A 14663-nucleotide genomic window follows, 5' to 3' on the forward strand; every position below is an offset into this window, starting at 1 on the left:
ACGTCGGCGCCCTGCGCCAGACCTATCGCTCGCAGACACGTCCAGCCCGACAACCCACTCCGGTGACGACGACCACGTCGCGTCCCGGCGGCCCGACCCTCCACCCGCCCCTCAATCGACGGCCTCGACTCGGCGCGACCCCGCGACTAGAAGCCGAGCAGCTTCCCGATGGCCGAGAAGAAGGTGTTGAACGTCCTGGCGACGGGGTTGGAGGGTCGCTCAGCACTCGACTTCTGCCAGAAGAACGGGTGCGGCCCCGTGAACTCGTCGACGACCAGGTCGGTCTTGCCCCACAGGTAGCCCCAGCGGCTCTCGGTACGGCGCACCCGGATGCTCGTGCGGGAGTCAAAACCCATGACCAGGTGCTGGTCCATCCGCGTCGGACCGCCGTCGGGCACCACCGAGACCACGTCGCCGCTGCCCTGGACGATCAGGCTGCCGGTGCCGGCGAACATGACGTACCGCACCTGCCCCGTCGCGAGAGCCTGGATGCCCCACCGCCACCTCTTCGTCAACCGCGGCGACCCGATGACGCCCACGACGTGCTTGGGGTACATCACCAGTCCCGGGTGCCTCTCGAAGTCGATGCGCATCAGGTAGGAGTCAGAATCGTTGGGCGCTGCCAACGTCACCGGCGTCCCGTCCCGCTCGCCGATGACGTGGCTGAGCCCGTAGAGCCCGGCCGCGAAGCTGATGAACGGAGACCTCGGTGAGTAGAGGAGCCGACTGCCCACCCGCCCCGGGACGGAGCGCACGTGCTCCGACCGCACCGACAGGGCTTCGCCGGCTCCCAACCGAGCCGAGAGGGTCCGCACGGCGGGAGACGTGCTGATGCGAGCCGAACCGTGGTCCGATTCGTCCTCCAGCTCGATGGGTGCGCCCGCGCGGGCGACCAGCGGCATCAGCACGAAGTAGCTGAGGAGACGGAGCAGGCCGGGCAGGAGGATCGCGAGCGCAGCAGCCATCGCCAACCACTTCCACGACCCTGCCCACAGCGAGACCACTCGCCCCGACCAGGAGTTCTCGTCGGCCCGCAAGCTGCGTTCCTCTGCACGTGTCCGGGCGAGGTCCGACTCCGTGCTGTCGAGACGTCGCTCGAGGTCAGGCCGGTCGGACTGCTCACCCAGCCGGTCCAGCTTCTCGGTGCTGGTGAGCTTCCCGTCACGCAGCGTCCCCAGCCGGGCCTGAGCCTCGTCTCGGGTCGCCTCGGCGGTCTTCAGCGCCGCGTCCGCCTCGTCCAGAATTGCCTGCGCGGTCGCGCAAGGGTTGGGGCCGACAGGCAGCCGCTCGGGCAGCGAAGCAAAGAACCCACAGGCGTCGTCCCGCTGGCCTTGCTTGTCGCTCACCTCCGACTTCCCATCAACGACCTCGCGGCGGGTCGTCTCGAACGTCTGCTCGGCGCTCGCCCGGACCCGCTGCACCGTGGCGTTCCGCGCCGCTCCGACCTCCGTCCGCTGGATCGTGAGCTCACGCTCCAGGCTGCGTCGTTCCTCCACCACCTGCACCAGGCGGTCCCGACCTGCCTCGGCCTCCCGGAGTGCGGGCACGAGGGCTGACATCAGCAGGAGCACGAGGAACAGCGAGAGCAGCAGGGCCACGAACAGGCCCGCCTTGCGCAGTGCGAACCCGAAGATCGACGAGAGCAGGCGCACGGGCGTGATGGTAGAGGTGGGGAGGCCGCAGTCAGGCGGGGACGAGCAGCGCCACGCACTCCACGTGCTGGGTCATCGGGAACAGGTCGAAGGCGCGGAGCGCGTCGAGGCGGTAGCCCTGCTCGGCGAAGTAGGCGACGTCGCGGGCCAGGGCGGCCGGGTCGCAGGCGACGTAGACGACCGCGCGGGGGGCCAGCGCGGTGAGGTGGCGCACGACCTGCCGCTTGGCGCCGACCCGCGGCGGGTCGAGCACGACGACGTCGGCGGCGCCGACCCCGTGGTGCAGCGCCCGGTCGACGCGGCCGGTGACGACCTCCGCGGCCGGCACGTCGGCCAGGTTGCGGCGCGAGAGCCGGGACGCCGCGCCGTCGCCCTCGATGGCGACGACGGAGCCCTCGGGCCCCACCTCCTGCCCGAGGTACGCCGCGAACAGGCCGACCCCGGCGTAGAGGTCGAGCACCCGCTCGCCCGGCTGCAGCGCCGCCAGCTCGAGCACGGTCTCGACCAGGAGCCGGGGCGCCTCGACGTGGGGTTGCCAGAAGCCGTCGGCGGCGACCTCGAAGGTCCGGGTGCCGGCGTACGTCGTGACGGTCTCGGTCACCGTCGGGGCCGCGGCCCCCGAGCCGCCGGAGCCGGCCCGGCGGTCCAGGCCGGTGGACACGGTCACGACCGCCTCGGGCGACTGGATCAGGCAGTCCTCCACGGCCACCACGTCGTGGGAGCGGTGCGAGCGCAGGCCGACCTGGTCGTCGGGCAGCGCGACGTACTGCATCCGCGAGCGCCACCGCTGGCCGTCGTCGACCCCGCCGGCCCCACCGACGGGGACGGGCTCGACGACCACCTCGCGGTCGATGCCGGCGAGCCGGGCGAGCTGCTCGGAGACGACCGCGCCCTTGAGGCGGCGCTGGGCGTCGAGCGAGGCGTGCTGCGAGTCGCAGCCGCCGCACGCGCCGGGGCCGGCGTACGGGCAGGGCGGGACGACGCGGTCGGGCGAGGCGTCGAGCACCTCGACGGCGTCGCCGCGCAGGAACCGGCCGTCGTCCTCGGTAACCTCCACGACCACCCGCTCCCCGGGCAGGGCGTGGCGCACGAAGACGACCAGGCCGCCCTCGGAGACGCGGGCGACGACGTGGCCGCCGTGGGCGACCGGGCCGGCCACCAGCTCGAGCCGGTCGCCGACGGCGGGACGACCGGCCTCGGGCACGGCCGGGGCGGTGCCCTCGGGGGCGCTCACCGCTGCGTCCGGGTGCGGCCGCGGCGCTCGTCGCCGGGGTGGACCCGGGCGAACTCGCGCTCGGTGCGGGCCTTGGCCTGCTCGGCACCGCGCAGCTGGTAGGGCACCGAGGTGACCATGACGCCGGGGCTGAACAGCAGCCGCCCCTTGAGCCGCAGCGCGGTCTGGTTGTGGAGCAGCTGCTCCCACCACCGGCCCACGACGTACTCCGGGATGTAGACCGCGACCACGCCGCGGGGGTTGGAGCGGCGGATCTCGGAGGTGTACTGCACGATCGGGCGGATCACCTCGCGGTAGGGCGAGTAGAGCATCTTCAGCGGCACGTCGATGCGCATCGCGTCCCACTCGTCGACGAGCCGGTTGGTGCGGTCGCTGTCGGCGTCGACGAAGACCGCCTCCAGGACGTTGGGCCGGGTCGCCTTGGCGTAGGCCAGGGCACGCATCGTCGGCTTGTGGAGCTTGGAGACCAGCACGATGGCGTGCACCCGCGTGGGCAGGACCGGGTCGCTGTCGCCGACGACCAGCTCCTCCTCGACGCGGTCGTAGTGGCGCCGGATCGCCGACATGATCAGGTAGAAGGTGCCCATCGCCAGGATCGTGATCCAGGCGCCCGCGAGGAACTTGGTGATGAGCACGATCACCAGCACCACCGCGGTCAGCCCCAGGCCGAAGGTGTTGATCGCCCGCGAGCGCATCATCTTGCGGCGCACGCCCGGGTCGCGCTCGGTCTGCAGGTGGCGGGTCCAGTGGCGGATCATGCCGAGCTGGCTGAGGTTGAAGGAGACGAAGACGCCCACGATGTAGAGCTGGATCAGCTTGGTCGTCTGGGCGTCGAAGGCGACGATCAGCACGATCGCCATGAAGGCCAGGAAGACGATGCCGTTGCTGTAGGCCAGGCGGTCGCCGCGGGAGCCGAAGGCGCGCGGCATCAGCCCGTCCTTGGCCAGGATCGAGCCCAGCACCGGGAAGCCGTTGAAGGCGGTGTTGGCGGCCAGCACCAGGATCACGCCGGTCACCACGACCACGAAGTAGAAGCCGGGCGGGAACTGGTCGAAGATCGCGCGCGCCAGCTGGGCGATGACGGCGTCCTGGACGAAGCCGTCCGGCACCGGCGCCCCGCCGGGCAGGCGGAGGTTCTCCAGGTCGTTGGGGTCGACGTAGCGCAGCCCCATCTGGCGGGCCAGCGTGATGACGCTGACCATCATCGTGATCGCGATCAGGCCGAGCAGCAGCAGCGTGGAGGCGGCGTTGCGGCTCTTGGGCTTGCGGAAGGCCGGGACGCCGTTGGAGATGGCCTCGACCCCGGTCAGCGCCGCACAGCCGGAGGAGAACGCCCGGGCCAGCAGGAAGACCAGGCCGATGGTGGTCAGCGGCTGCTCCCAGCCCGGCTTCGGCGTGATCTCGTAGCCGGCGCTCTCGACGTCGGGCAGCGACCCGGTGACCAGCTGGAACAGCCCCAGCACGCACATCCCGATGATGGCGAACATGAACAGGTAGGTCGGCACCGCGAAGAACGTGCCGGACTCGCGGACGCCGCGCAGGTTGAGCGAGGCCAGGACGACGACCAGCGCGGAGGCGACCACCACCTGGTGGTCGTGCACGAAGGGCAGCGCGGCCCCGGCGTACTGCGAGGCCGAGGAGATCGAGACCGCCACGGTGAGGATGTAGTCCACGAGCAGCGCACTGGCCACGGTCTTGCCCGCCGCGACGCCGAGGTTGACCGTGGCCACCTCGTAGTCGCCGCCTCCCGAGGGGTAGGCGTGCACCGTCTGGCGGTACGACGCGACCACCGTCAGCATCACCAGCGCCACCGCCAGGGCGATCTTCCAGGACCAGACGTACGCCGAGGTGCCGGCGATGGCCAGCATGATGAACACCTCGTCGGGCGCGTAGGCGACCGAGGACAGCGCATCGCTGGCGAACACGGGGAGCGCGATCCGCTTGGGCAGCAGGGTCTCCCCCAGCTGCGAGCTCCGCAGCTTGCGCCCGAGCAGGATGCGCTTGCTGACATTTCCGACGCCCACGGACTGAGGCTAGAGCACACCGGCCCACCGCTGCGGGCGACCTCCACTACTGTGCAGCGTGTGCACGTCGTGATCATGGGATGCGGCCGCGTCGGCTCGACGCTGGCGCGGAGTCTCGAGGACCGGAACCACACCGTCAGCGTCATCGACTCCAACCCCGACGCCTTCCGGCGGCTGGGTCCGTCGTTCAACGGCACCAAGGTCACGGGCTACGGCTTCGACCAGGCCGTGCTCACCCAGGCGGGCATCCAGCGGGCCGACGCCTTCGCGGCCGTCAGCAGCGGTGACAACTCCAACATCATCGCCGCGCGCGTGGCCCGCGAGTCCTTCGGGATCCAGCAGGTCGTCGCCCGCATCTACGACCCCGGCCGCGCCGAGGTCTACCAGCGGCTCGGCATCACCACGGTGGCCACGGTCAAGTGGACGGCCGACCAGGTGCTGCGCCGGATCCTCCCGGTCGGCGCCGAGCCCGACTTCCGCGACCCCTCGGGCACCATCCGGGTCGACCAGATCCCCGTGCCGGAGCCCTGGGTCGCCCAGCGCACGATCCACTTCCAGGAGCAGTCCGGGAGCCGGATCGCCTGGATCGACCGTCTCGGCGAGGGCATGCTCTCGACCCGCGAGACCGTGCTCCAGGAGGGCGACGTGCTCCACCTGGTGATGCGCGAGGAGAACGCCACGCGGGTCTACGACGTACTCACGAAGGGGCCGGAGGCCGACTGATGCGCGTCGCTATCGCAGGGGCGGGGGCCGTCGGCCGCTCGATCGCCCGGGAGCTGATCGGCAACGGCCACGACGTCCTGCTCATCGACAAGGAGCCCCGCTCCATCAAGCCCGACCGGGTGCCCGACGCCGAGTGGCTGCTGGCCGACTCGTGCGAGCTGTCCTCCCTGGAGGAGGCGCGGCTGCAGGAGTGCGACGTCGTCATCGCCGCGACCGGGGACGACAAGGTCAACCTGGTCACCTCGCTGCTGGCCAAGACCGAGTTCGGCGTGCCGCGCACGGTCGGGCGGGTCAACCATCCCAACAACGAGTGGCTGTTCACCGAGGCCTGGGGCGTCGACGTCAACGTGTCCACCCCGCGCATCATGTCGGCGCTGGTCGAGGAGGCCGTCACGGTCGGCGACCTGGTGCGGCTGTTCACCTTCCGCCAGGGCAACGCCAACCTGGTCGAGATGACGCTGCCGGCGGACTCGCCGTACGTCGGGAAGCCCTCGGGCCTGATCCCCTTCCCCGACAACTGCGCGCTGGTGACCATCCTGCGCGACGGCCAGGTCTACGTGCCCGACGCCGAGCAGCCGGTCGAGGCGGGTGACGAGCTGCTGTTCGTGGTCTCCGCGGAGATCGAGGACCAGCTCGAGAGCCTGCTGGCCCCGGTGGAGCACCGCAGCAAGGGCTGAGGCCCGGGCGGGTCCCTCAGGGGGCGGGGGTGGCGACCGGGGTGCGGTTGCGGGTCAGCACCCACACCATCCCGGCCAGGCAGGCCACCTGCAGCGGCCAGCCCATCACCAGCTTGGCCACGCCCAGTGCCGCCACGGCCGACCCCGTCGACCACCAGCCGTTGGTGCCGGCGAGGTAGACCGGCGCCTGCACGGCGACCCGCAGCACGCACGGCAGCGCGAGCAGCCAGGTCAGCTTCGTGCACAGCCGCACGACCGACCGGTCGGCGTGCCAGGCGGTCGGGTCGCCGGCGACGCTCCCGACGATGAACCCCACGAGCGGCCACCGGACCACGATGGTGAGCACCATCAAGGTGGCGTACGCCGCGTTGTAGATGAGGCCGGGCAGGAAGTAGGCCAGCGCCTGCTCCCCCTCGTCGCCGCCCCCGCGGGCGGCCCGCCAGGCGAAGAGCGCACCGATGCCGATGCCGAACAGCGCGTTGAGCACGAACTGGACCGAGGAGCGCTGCACCAGCCGCACGGCCAGGAGCACCCCGGCGGCGGCCAGGCTGACGGTGATCGCCAGGCGCAGGTCGTGCAGGGTCAGGAACAGCACGGTGAAGGCGATCGTGGGCACCGCCGCCTCGAGCATGCCGCGGACCCCGCCCAGGGCGTCGCCGAGCTGCTTGCGGACGACCTCCTCGACGGTCTGCTCCGAGGGGACCGGGTGCGACGGGGACGCCGCCTGCTCCGAGGGCGCCGCCATCAGGTGGGCCGCAGGAAGTAGCGCGGGTTGTACATCACCCGGTGGCCGTCCTGGACGCCGATGCGGCCCACCACCCGGATGCCGCGGCCCGGGGAGATGCCGGCGATCCGGCGTCGACCCAGCCACACCACGAAGATCGACCCGGAGCCGTCGTAGAGCTCGGCCTCCAGGGCCGGGACACCGCCGCGGGGACGCAGCGAGACCGTCTTGAGGGTGCCCTGCAGGATCACCCGCTCGCGGTCGACGGCGTCCTCGATGGTCACCAGACCGGCCTTGCGGGTGTCCTTGCGCAGCTCGCGGGCCTCCTCGCGGTCGCTGCTGGCCCAGCGCGAGATGGACGCGCGCAGCCGGCTGCGGTGGCGCGCCCCGTCGTGCTCGTCGGCCACCGTGGTCACTCCGCCGAGGGCACCGCGTCGGGCGGCAGCGTCAGCGGCAGCGGGCTGCCGGGGGGCATCGCCTCGGTGCCGCGTCGCACCACCACCGCGCGGATGATGTCGTCCCAGCCACCGGCGACGCCGGGGTCGACGGCCGGGTTGCCCATGAGGTTGGAGCGCAGCAGCCAGGTCGGACCCTCGTGGCCCACGAAGCGGCTGGCCTGGGTGGCGGGCTCGCCCTCGGGGGACTGCACCGGGACCAGGCAGAGCAGCTCGGCGCCGAAGACCCCCTCCTGCTCGGTGGCGGTGCCGCCGACGCGGGTGGTCTCGGCCGCGATCCGGGGCCGCAGCTCCTCCCAGGCGCCGCCGCCGCGGGAGGCGGAGAAGGGACGCAGCTCGAGCGCGCCGTCCTCCCCCACCAGCAGCACGGCCATGACCGAACCGGAGGCGTCGTCGACCTGGAGGCGGAGCTCCACGTCGATCGGGCGCGGGATCAGCAGGCTGCCGAGGTCGACCATGTCGGTGTCCTCGAGGTCGACCTCGGAGACGTCGAAGGGGCCCGACTCGGGGGCGTCGCGGGTGCGCGAGGGCGGCGGGGCGGCCTGGGGGTCGACGACGTCGTCGCTGGCGACCTCCTCGGGACCCTCGGGGGTCTCGTCGTCGTGCGCACGCTTGCGGCCGAACCTCACGATGCTGTGCCTTCCCTCGGAGCGGTGGAGAAACCTCCGGTGGAACCGTAGCCGCCATCGCCGCGCGCGGAGGCGCCGAGGTCGTCGGTCTCCACGAAGGTCGCGGTCTCGCAGCGCTGCACGACCAGCTGGGCGATGCGGTCGCCGCGGCGCACGACGAAGGGCTCGCGGCGGTCGGTGTTGACCAGGCACACCTGGACCTCGCCGCGGTAGCCCGCGTCGATGGTGCCGGGGGCGTTGACGATCGAGATGCCGTGGCGGGCGGCCAGGCCCGAACGGGGGTGGACGAGGCCGACGTACCCCTCGGGCAGCGCGAGCGCGATGCCGGTCGGCACCAGGGCCCGCTCACCCGGCTCGAGGCGGGTCTCCACCCTCGCGTGCAGGTCGGCGCCGGCGTCGCCGGGGTGGGCGTACGACGGCAGCGGCAGACCGGGGTCGAGCCTCGTCACGGGGATGCGGACCATGGCGACCGACCCTACCCGCGGGGCCGGACGCCCGGGGGCGCGACGGAGGTGACAGGCTTGCCCCGTGCCCGAGCGCTCCCCCTCACCTGCTCCGAGCGCCCCGCGCCCGGTCTACCAGGAGCGGCTGACGGTGCCGCTGCGCTGGTGGGTGCAGGCGACCATGCTGCTCGCGACGCTGTGGCTGGCCTTCGTGGTCGCGATGCCGGCGTGGGCGGCGTTCGCGATCTCCGGGGCGCTGCTGGCCGGGGTCTACGGCCTGTTCGCCTGGGTGGGCGGCACCACCGTGTCGGTGCGCGACGGCGTGCTGCAGGCCGGCCGCGCCCGGATCGAGGTCGCGCTCCTCGGGCCCGCGGAGCCCCTGGACGCCGAGGGCACCCGCCGGGTGCACGGCGTCGAGGCCGACGCCCGCGCCTTCCTGCTCACCCGCCCCTACCTCAAGCGCTCGGTGCGGGTGCCCGTCGAGGACCCGCGCGACCCCACGCCGTACTGGCTGATCTCCTCGCGGCGCCCCGACCGGCTCGCCGCGGCGCTCGGGCGGGCCACGGAGCAGCCGCCCCCGCGATAGGTCCTAGGGTGACGGGGTACGGCGAGCAGGACCGTGACGGCGAACCCACGACCCGTCACGACGAGCGAGAGGCAGGACATGGCCAAGAAGGACACGCAGCAGCAGGACAGCTCGAAGGTCTGGTCGATCTTCTCCCTGGGCGCGGCCCTGCTGGGGGCCACCGTCGCCCGCAAGACCGTGACCAAGTCCTGGCAGGCCGCCACCGGCAAGAACCCGCCCGCCAACCCGGCCGACCCCGACGTCGACCTGTGGGAGGCCGTGCTGTGGGCCGCCGCCAGCGGCACGATCATCCAGATCGCGCGGATGCTGTTCTCGCGCCGGGCCGCGCACTACTACGCGCGCTCGACCGGCCACCTGCCCCCCGGGCTGGGCAGGGACAACCAGGACCCGAGCAAGTCGGACCCCGCGACCACCTGAGCCACCCGGTCCCGCGGGACCGCACGCAGACGCGACGAAGGGCCGCCTCCCACGTGGGAGGCGGCCCTTCGTCGTGGTGCGGACCGGGACGGCCGGACGGGTCCGGCCGGGCGTGGCGTCAGATGCAGTCGCGGCAGATGAGCTTCTTCTCGTCCGCGAGCTGGCTGCGGTGGTGCACCAGGAAGCAGCTCATGCAGGTGAACTCGTCCAGCTGCTTGGGCTTGACCTCGACGGCCAGCTCCTCGTGCGAGAGATCCGCGCCGGGGAGCTCGAAGGACTCGGCGGCTTCGGCCTCGTCCTCGTCGACCTTCCCGGAGTTCTTGTCGTGACGTCGTGCCTTGAGCTCCTCGAGGCTGTCCTCGTTCTGCTCTTCCTCGGTCTTGCGCGGTGCGTCGTAGTCGGTTGCCATGTGCGTGTCTCCTGCTCCCAAGTCCCAGTGTGGTCCCGGGTGATCGGTCGGGCGTCATCGCCCGTCGACGAGCCCCGATGCCCGTTGTCGTCCCACGGTGACGGGCGCGATTGTGCACCAGTCACCGTCATAAAGCACACCCGGGAGGTACCGGGCGGCCCACCCGTGGTGGACCTCACGTGAACAGGGGGTCCGGGCAGGTTGTTCCCGTGCCCGATCGCGCCGTTCCCACGCGCCTCGCCGACGGTTTCCTCAGGTGCTCGCCTCGAGGAAGCCGCACTCCTCGACCAGGGCGGCGAACTGGTCCCAGGCGCCGCGCGGGGCGGCTCGGACCAGGTCGAGCGCCGGGCCGCGGGTGACCTCCACGACGGCGCCGGCCTCCTGGGCCACCAGGGCGCCGGCGGCGTGGTCCCACCAGTGCGGCCCCTCCTCGACGTAGCCGTCCAGGCTGCCCTCGGCGACGCCGCACAGGTCGAGCGCGCACGACCCCATCCGGCGCACGTCGCGCACCCGGGCCAGCAGCCGGGCCACGGCCCGTCCCTGCCGGGCGCGGACCTCCGGGGAGTAGCTGAACCCGGTGGCGACCAGGCTCTGCGCCACCTCGACGGGTTCGCGCACCTGCAGCGGGGACCCGTCGCGGAACGCGCCCCCACCCCTCACGGCGGTGTAGGTGACCCCGAGCGCGGGCGCCAGCACCACGCCGGCCACCACCTCGTCGCCGCGGGCGGCCGCCACCGAGACCGCCCAGTGGGGCAGGCCGTAGAGGTAGTTGACGGTGCCGTCGATGGGGTCGACGACCCACCGCACGCCGGAGCTGCCGCGGACGTCGTCGCCCTCCTCGCCCACCACGCCGTCGTCGGGCCGGGCGGCCAGCACCCGGGCGCGGACCAGGTCCTCGCACGCCCGGTCGGCGGCGGTGACGATGTCGACCTGGCTGCTCTTGGTGTCGGCGACCGAGACGCCCTCGCGCCGCATCCGCTCGACCAGGGCACCGCCCTCCCGGGCGACCTCCAGGGCCAGGGCCAGCAGCTGCTCGTCCTCGTGGCTCACCGGCTCAGTCCTGCCCGCACAGCGCCGGACGGGGGCCGCGCGGGTTGGCGCAGCAGCCCGCGGGGCAGACGTTCCAGGACGGCGGGCCCGACACGACCGCCTGCTCCACCACCTGGCCCCGCTCCTGGGCTGCCCGCTCCAGCACCAGGTCGCGGACCATGGCCACGAACCGCGGGTCGACACCGGCCGTGGCGGCCCGGGCGAAGGGCAGCCCGATCTCCTCGGCCGTGGCACGGGCCTCCGTGTCGAGGTCGTAGATGACCTCCATGTGGTCCGAGACGAAGCCGATCGGCACCACCACCGCGCCCGCGACCTCGGCGTCGCGGAGCCCACGCAGGTGGTCGTTGACGTCGGGCTCCAGCCACGGCACGTGGGGCGGGCCCGAGCGCGAGCAGAACACCAGCTCCCACGGGTAGCGGTGGCCGGTCTCCTCGCGCACCCGGTCGACGACCTCGGCGGCCACCAGGCGGTGCTGGGCGACGTAGGCGTGGCCCTCGGGCCCGCTCGCGGCGTCCATCGAGGTCGGGATGGAGTGGGTCACGAAGGCGAGGTGGCCGCTCCGGCGGGCGTCCTCGGGCAGCTCGGCCAGGGCGGCGAGGGTGGCGTCCACCATCGGCTCGATGAAGCCCGGGTGGTTGTAGTAGTGGCGCAGCTTGTCCAGCTGCGGGGCGCCGGGGACCTCGGCGACGGCACCGGCGAGGTTCTCGCGGTACTGCCGGCAGCCGCTGTACGACGAGTAGGCGCTGGTGACCAGGGCCAGGGCCCGGGTGACGCCGGCCTCGCGCATCTCGACCAGCGTGTCGGCCAGGTAGGGGTCCCAGTTGCGGTTGCCCCAGAAGACCGGCAGGTCGACCCCGCTGGCGGCCAGGTCGCCGCGGATGGCCTCGAGCAGCGCGCGGTTCTGGTCGTTGATCGGGCTGCGGCCGCCGAAGCCGTAGTAGTGCTCGCCGACCTCCTCGAGGCGGGCGTCGGGGATGTCCTTCCCGGCGGTCACGTTGCGGAGGAACGGCACCACGTCCTCGGGCTTCTCGGGCCCCCCGAAGGAGACCAGCAGCAGGGCGTCGTACGGCGTGGGGTCGGGCATGCCGCCCAGCCTAGAGTTCGACCCGATGCTCACCTCCTACCGCCGGGTGTTCGCCCACCCCGGTGCGGCCGCCTTCTCCGCCACCGGTCTCGTCGCGCGGCTCCCGATCTCGATGATGACGCTGGGGATCGTGCTGCTCGTCAGCGCGCTGACCGGCTCCTACGCGCTCGCCGGGCAGGTGTCGGCGGCGTACGTCGTGGGGAACGCGCTGTTCGCCGTCCCCCACGGCCGCCTGGCCGACCGCTTCGGGCAGCGCCGCGTGCTCCGGGTCGACACGGTCGTCTTCGGGCTCGCCTCCAGCCTCACGGTGGTGGCCGTCAGTGCCGACTGGTCGCTGCCGTGGCCCCACCTGCTGGCGCTGCTGGCCGGCATGTCGGTGCCCCAGGTCGGGACCATGGTGCGCGCCCGCTGGGCCCACCTGCTGACCGACGACCAGGAGCGCCACACGGCGTTCTCGGTCGAGGGCGTGGCCGACGAGGTCGTGTTCGTGACCGGGCCGGCCCTGGTGACCCTGCTGGCCACCAGCTTCGCCCCGCAGTCGGGGCTGGTGGTGGCGATCGTGGCCGGCACCGTCGGCTCGCTCGCCCTGGCCGCGCAGCGCCGCACCGAGCCGCCGCCGCACCGACCCGTCGCGGGCACGACCCGGCCGCCGATGCCGTGGCTGCTGCTGGTGCCGCTCGCGCTCGGCGCCGTCGCGTTGGGCAGCCTGTTCGGGGCGCTCGAGGTCGCCACGGTCGCGCTGGCCGAGGACGAGGGGACCAAGGCGGTGGCCGGCCTGATGCTGGCGGCGTTCTCCCTGGGGAGCCTGGTCGCCGGGGTCGTCGCCGGCGCCACCCCGACCCGCCGACCGCCGCTCACCCGCGCCCGCATCGGCATGACCGTGCTCGCGGTCGGCACCGTGGCGCTGCCGCTGCTGCCCGGGCTGCTGCTGGTCACGGTCGCGCTCTTCCTCACCGGCCTGGCCCTGGCCCCGACCCTGATCTCGCTGTTCTCGCTCATCGAGGCCGCGGTGCCGGCGGCCCGGCTCAACGAGGCGATGGGCGTCGTCCAGACCGGGGTCGGTGCCGGGATCGCCCCCGGCGCGTGGGGCGCGGGGGTGGTGGCCGACGCCGCCGGCGGGTCCACCGCGTTCTGGGTCTGCACCGTCTCCGCGGTCCTCGCCGCCGTGTCGGGCCTCGCGGTCCGCACGCCCGCCGACACCCGGACTAGCCTCGTCGGGTGACCACCTCCTGGACCAGCTGGTCGGGGCTCAGCACCGCCCGGCCCGTGGAGTCACGCACGCCGCACCACCTCGACGACGTCGTCGCGGCGGTCGCCTCGGCGCGCGAGCGAGGCCTGCACCTGAAGATGCCCGGCTCGGGACACTCCTTCAGCGACGTGGCGGTGACCGACGGCGTGCTGCTGCACCCCGGCGGGCTGACCGGCATCGTCGCGGTCGACCGGGCCGCCCTGACCGTCACCGCCCTGGCCGGCACCCCGCTGCGCGAGCTCAACGCCGGGCTGGTGCGCCTGGGCCTGTCGCTGCACAACATGGGCGACGTCGAGGAGCAGACCCTGGCCGGCGCCATCTCCACCGGCACCCACGGGACCGGCGGCACCCGCGGCTCGCTCAGCGCCCAGGTCGTCGGCCTCGAGCTGGTCACCGGCACCGGCGAGGTGCTCCACCTCGACCGCGACGAGCACCCCGACCTGCTCGCGGTCGCCCGCGTCGGACTCGGCGCCCTCGGGGTGCTCACCTCCGTGACCGTCGAGGTCGAGCCGCTGTTCACCCTGGAGGCCCACGAGGCCCCGTTGCGCTGGGACGAGGCGCTCGGCGGCTTCGACCAGCGGGCCGCCGAGCACCACCACGTCGAGATGTACTGGTTCCCCCACACCGACCGGCTGCTGTCCAAGGTCAACGACCGGGTCCTGGAGGACCCCGCACCGCTGTCCCGGTTCCGCGAGTGGTGGGACGACCAGTTCCTGTCCAACCGGGTCTTCTCGCTCACCAACCGCGTCGGCAACCGGGTCCCCCGGGCGATCCCCCGCATCAACGACCTCTCGGCCCGGGCCCTGGGCGAGCGCCGCTACAGCGACGTGCCCCACCGGGTGTTCACCACCCGGCGCACGGTCCGCTTCCGCGAGATGGAGTACGCCGTGCCGCGCGAGGCCGGCCTCGACGCGCTCCGCGACGTGCGCCGCCTGGTGGAGCGCTCCGGCTGGCGCATCGGCTTCCCCGTGGAGTACCGCGTCACCCCCGCCGACGACGTCCCCCTCTCCCCCGCCCACGGCCGCGACACCGCCTGGATCGCCGTCCACGTCAACGCCGCCAGCGACCACACCGACTACTTCGCCGGCGTCGAGGCGGTGCTCCGCGCCCACGACGGCCGGCCCCACTGGGGCAAGCTGCACACCCGCACCGCGGCCGACCTCGCCCCGGCGTACGACCGCTGGGACGACGTCCTCGCCGCCCGCGACCGCCTCGACCCCGACCGGCTGTTCGCCAACCCCTACCTCGACCGCGTCCTCGGCCCCTGACCCCGGCCGGCCGCCGGCACGCCCGGAGACGGCCACGGA

The 14663-nt window shown here is 73.2% G+C and carries 16 protein-coding genes; 6 read left to right on the forward strand and 10 right to left on the reverse strand.

Going from position 1 to position 14663, the window contains the following annotated elements; translation table 11 throughout:
* Nucleotides 1–146: 146 nt before the first annotated feature.
* From BLU55_RS06530 to BLU55_RS06540, 3 genes are read right to left on the reverse strand one after another with little or no spacing between them, the layout of a single operon-like run.
* Nucleotides 147–1652: a hypothetical protein gene (locus tag BLU55_RS06530; protein ID WP_091727474.1), complete on the reverse strand. Its 1506-nt coding sequence runs from the start codon at nucleotides 1650–1652 to the stop codon at nucleotides 147–149.
* Between the two features lie 31 nt (nucleotides 1653–1683).
* Nucleotides 1684–2886 carry a class I SAM-dependent RNA methyltransferase gene (locus BLU55_RS06535; RefSeq protein ID WP_231917083.1) on the reverse strand — a complete coding sequence of 401 codons (1203 nt, stop codon included), beginning with the start codon at nucleotides 2884–2886 and terminating at the stop codon, nucleotides 1684–1686.
* Nucleotides 2883–4910 carry an APC family permease gene (locus BLU55_RS06540; protein ID WP_091727477.1) on the reverse strand — a complete coding sequence of 676 codons (2028 nt, stop codon included), beginning with the start codon at nucleotides 4908–4910 and terminating at the stop codon, nucleotides 2883–2885. The genes BLU55_RS06535 and BLU55_RS06540 overlap by 4 nt, the downstream gene beginning before the upstream one ends.
* Before the next feature lie 75 nt (nucleotides 4911–4985).
* On the opposite strand from BLU55_RS06540, the gene BLU55_RS06545 reads away from it, so the two are divergent.
* Together BLU55_RS06545 and BLU55_RS06550 are read left to right on the forward strand one after the other, a co-directional pair.
* Nucleotides 4986–5633 (forward strand): potassium channel family protein, encoded by a 648-nt coding sequence (locus BLU55_RS06545; protein WP_407938428.1) that lies wholly within the window; start codon nucleotides 4986–4988, stop codon nucleotides 5631–5633.
* The gene (locus BLU55_RS06550; protein WP_091727480.1) at nucleotides 5633–6310 is read left to right on the forward strand and encodes a potassium channel family protein; all 678 of its coding nucleotides are present in this window, start codon (nucleotides 5633–5635) and stop codon (nucleotides 6308–6310) included. Before BLU55_RS06545 ends, BLU55_RS06550 begins: the two co-directional genes overlap by 1 nt.
* Nucleotides 6311–6326: 16 nt before the next feature.
* Here the strand turns inward: BLU55_RS06550 and BLU55_RS06555 are convergent, their stop codons facing one another.
* Genes BLU55_RS06555 through dut form a run of 4 tightly spaced genes read right to left on the reverse strand, consistent with a single transcriptional unit; the run spans nucleotide 6327 to nucleotide 8582 of the window.
* Nucleotides 6327–7055 (reverse strand): DUF3159 domain-containing protein, encoded by a 729-nt coding sequence (locus BLU55_RS06555; protein ID WP_091727482.1) that lies wholly within the window; start codon nucleotides 7053–7055, stop codon nucleotides 6327–6329.
* Nucleotides 7055–7450, reverse strand: coding sequence for an OB-fold nucleic acid binding domain-containing protein (locus BLU55_RS06560; protein WP_231917084.1), 396 nt, complete (start codon nucleotides 7448–7450; stop codon nucleotides 7055–7057). The genes BLU55_RS06555 and BLU55_RS06560 overlap by 1 nt, the downstream gene beginning before the upstream one ends.
* Nucleotides 7447–8118 (reverse strand): DUF3710 domain-containing protein, encoded by a 672-nt coding sequence (locus tag BLU55_RS06565; RefSeq protein ID WP_091727485.1) that lies wholly within the window; start codon nucleotides 8116–8118, stop codon nucleotides 7447–7449. Before BLU55_RS06565 ends, BLU55_RS06560 begins: the two co-directional genes overlap by 4 nt.
* Complete coding sequence (dut, locus tag BLU55_RS06570) at nucleotides 8115–8582, reverse strand: dUTP diphosphatase (RefSeq protein WP_091727488.1); 468 nt, start codon at nucleotides 8580–8582, stop codon at nucleotides 8115–8117. The genes BLU55_RS06565 and dut overlap by 4 nt, the downstream gene beginning before the upstream one ends.
* Before the next feature lie 64 nt (nucleotides 8583–8646).
* On the opposite strand from dut, the gene BLU55_RS06575 reads away from it, so the two are divergent.
* Nucleotides 8647–9147, forward strand: coding sequence for a DUF3093 domain-containing protein (locus BLU55_RS06575; RefSeq protein WP_091727490.1), 501 nt, complete (start codon nucleotides 8647–8649; stop codon nucleotides 9145–9147).
* A 78-nt stretch (nucleotides 9148–9225) separates the two neighbouring features.
* Nucleotides 9226–9564 (forward strand): DUF4235 domain-containing protein, encoded by a 339-nt coding sequence (locus BLU55_RS06580; RefSeq protein WP_091727493.1) that lies wholly within the window; start codon nucleotides 9226–9228, stop codon nucleotides 9562–9564.
* Between the two features lie 118 nt (nucleotides 9565–9682).
* Here the strand turns inward: BLU55_RS06580 and BLU55_RS06585 are convergent, their stop codons facing one another.
* The 3 genes from BLU55_RS06585 to BLU55_RS06595 form a co-directional block, all read right to left on the reverse strand.
* Nucleotides 9683–9973 carry a DUF4193 domain-containing protein gene (locus tag BLU55_RS06585; RefSeq protein WP_091727494.1) on the reverse strand — a complete coding sequence of 97 codons (291 nt, stop codon included), beginning with the start codon at nucleotides 9971–9973 and terminating at the stop codon, nucleotides 9683–9685.
* A gap of 252 nt (nucleotides 9974–10225) precedes the next feature.
* A complete protein-coding gene (locus tag BLU55_RS06590; RefSeq protein ID WP_091727497.1) occupies nucleotides 10226–11023 on the reverse strand; it encodes an inositol monophosphatase family protein in 798 nt (265 codons plus the stop codon).
* A gap of 4 nt (nucleotides 11024–11027) precedes the next feature.
* Complete coding sequence (locus BLU55_RS06595; RefSeq protein WP_091727500.1) at nucleotides 11028–12107, reverse strand: ferrochelatase; 1080 nt, start codon at nucleotides 12105–12107, stop codon at nucleotides 11028–11030.
* Between BLU55_RS06595 and BLU55_RS06600 the strand changes: the two genes are divergently transcribed.
* Together BLU55_RS06600 and BLU55_RS06605 are read left to right on the forward strand one after the other, a co-directional pair.
* On the forward strand, nucleotides 12106–13329 hold the full coding sequence (locus BLU55_RS06600; RefSeq protein WP_157682758.1) for an MFS transporter: 1224 nt from the start codon (nucleotides 12106–12108) through the stop codon (nucleotides 13327–13329). The two genes, BLU55_RS06595 and BLU55_RS06600, sit on opposite strands and share 2 nt — an antisense overlap.
* Nucleotides 13326–14624, forward strand: coding sequence for a D-arabinono-1,4-lactone oxidase (locus BLU55_RS06605; RefSeq protein WP_091727505.1), 1299 nt, complete (start codon nucleotides 13326–13328; stop codon nucleotides 14622–14624). The genes BLU55_RS06600 and BLU55_RS06605 overlap by 4 nt, the downstream gene beginning before the upstream one ends.
* Nucleotides 14625–14663: the final 39 nt, after the last annotated feature.

Source organism: Nocardioides scoriae (genome assembly GCF_900104965.1).
Taxonomy (GTDB): domain Bacteria; phylum Actinomycetota; class Actinomycetes; order Propionibacteriales; family Nocardioidaceae; genus Marmoricola; species Marmoricola scoriae.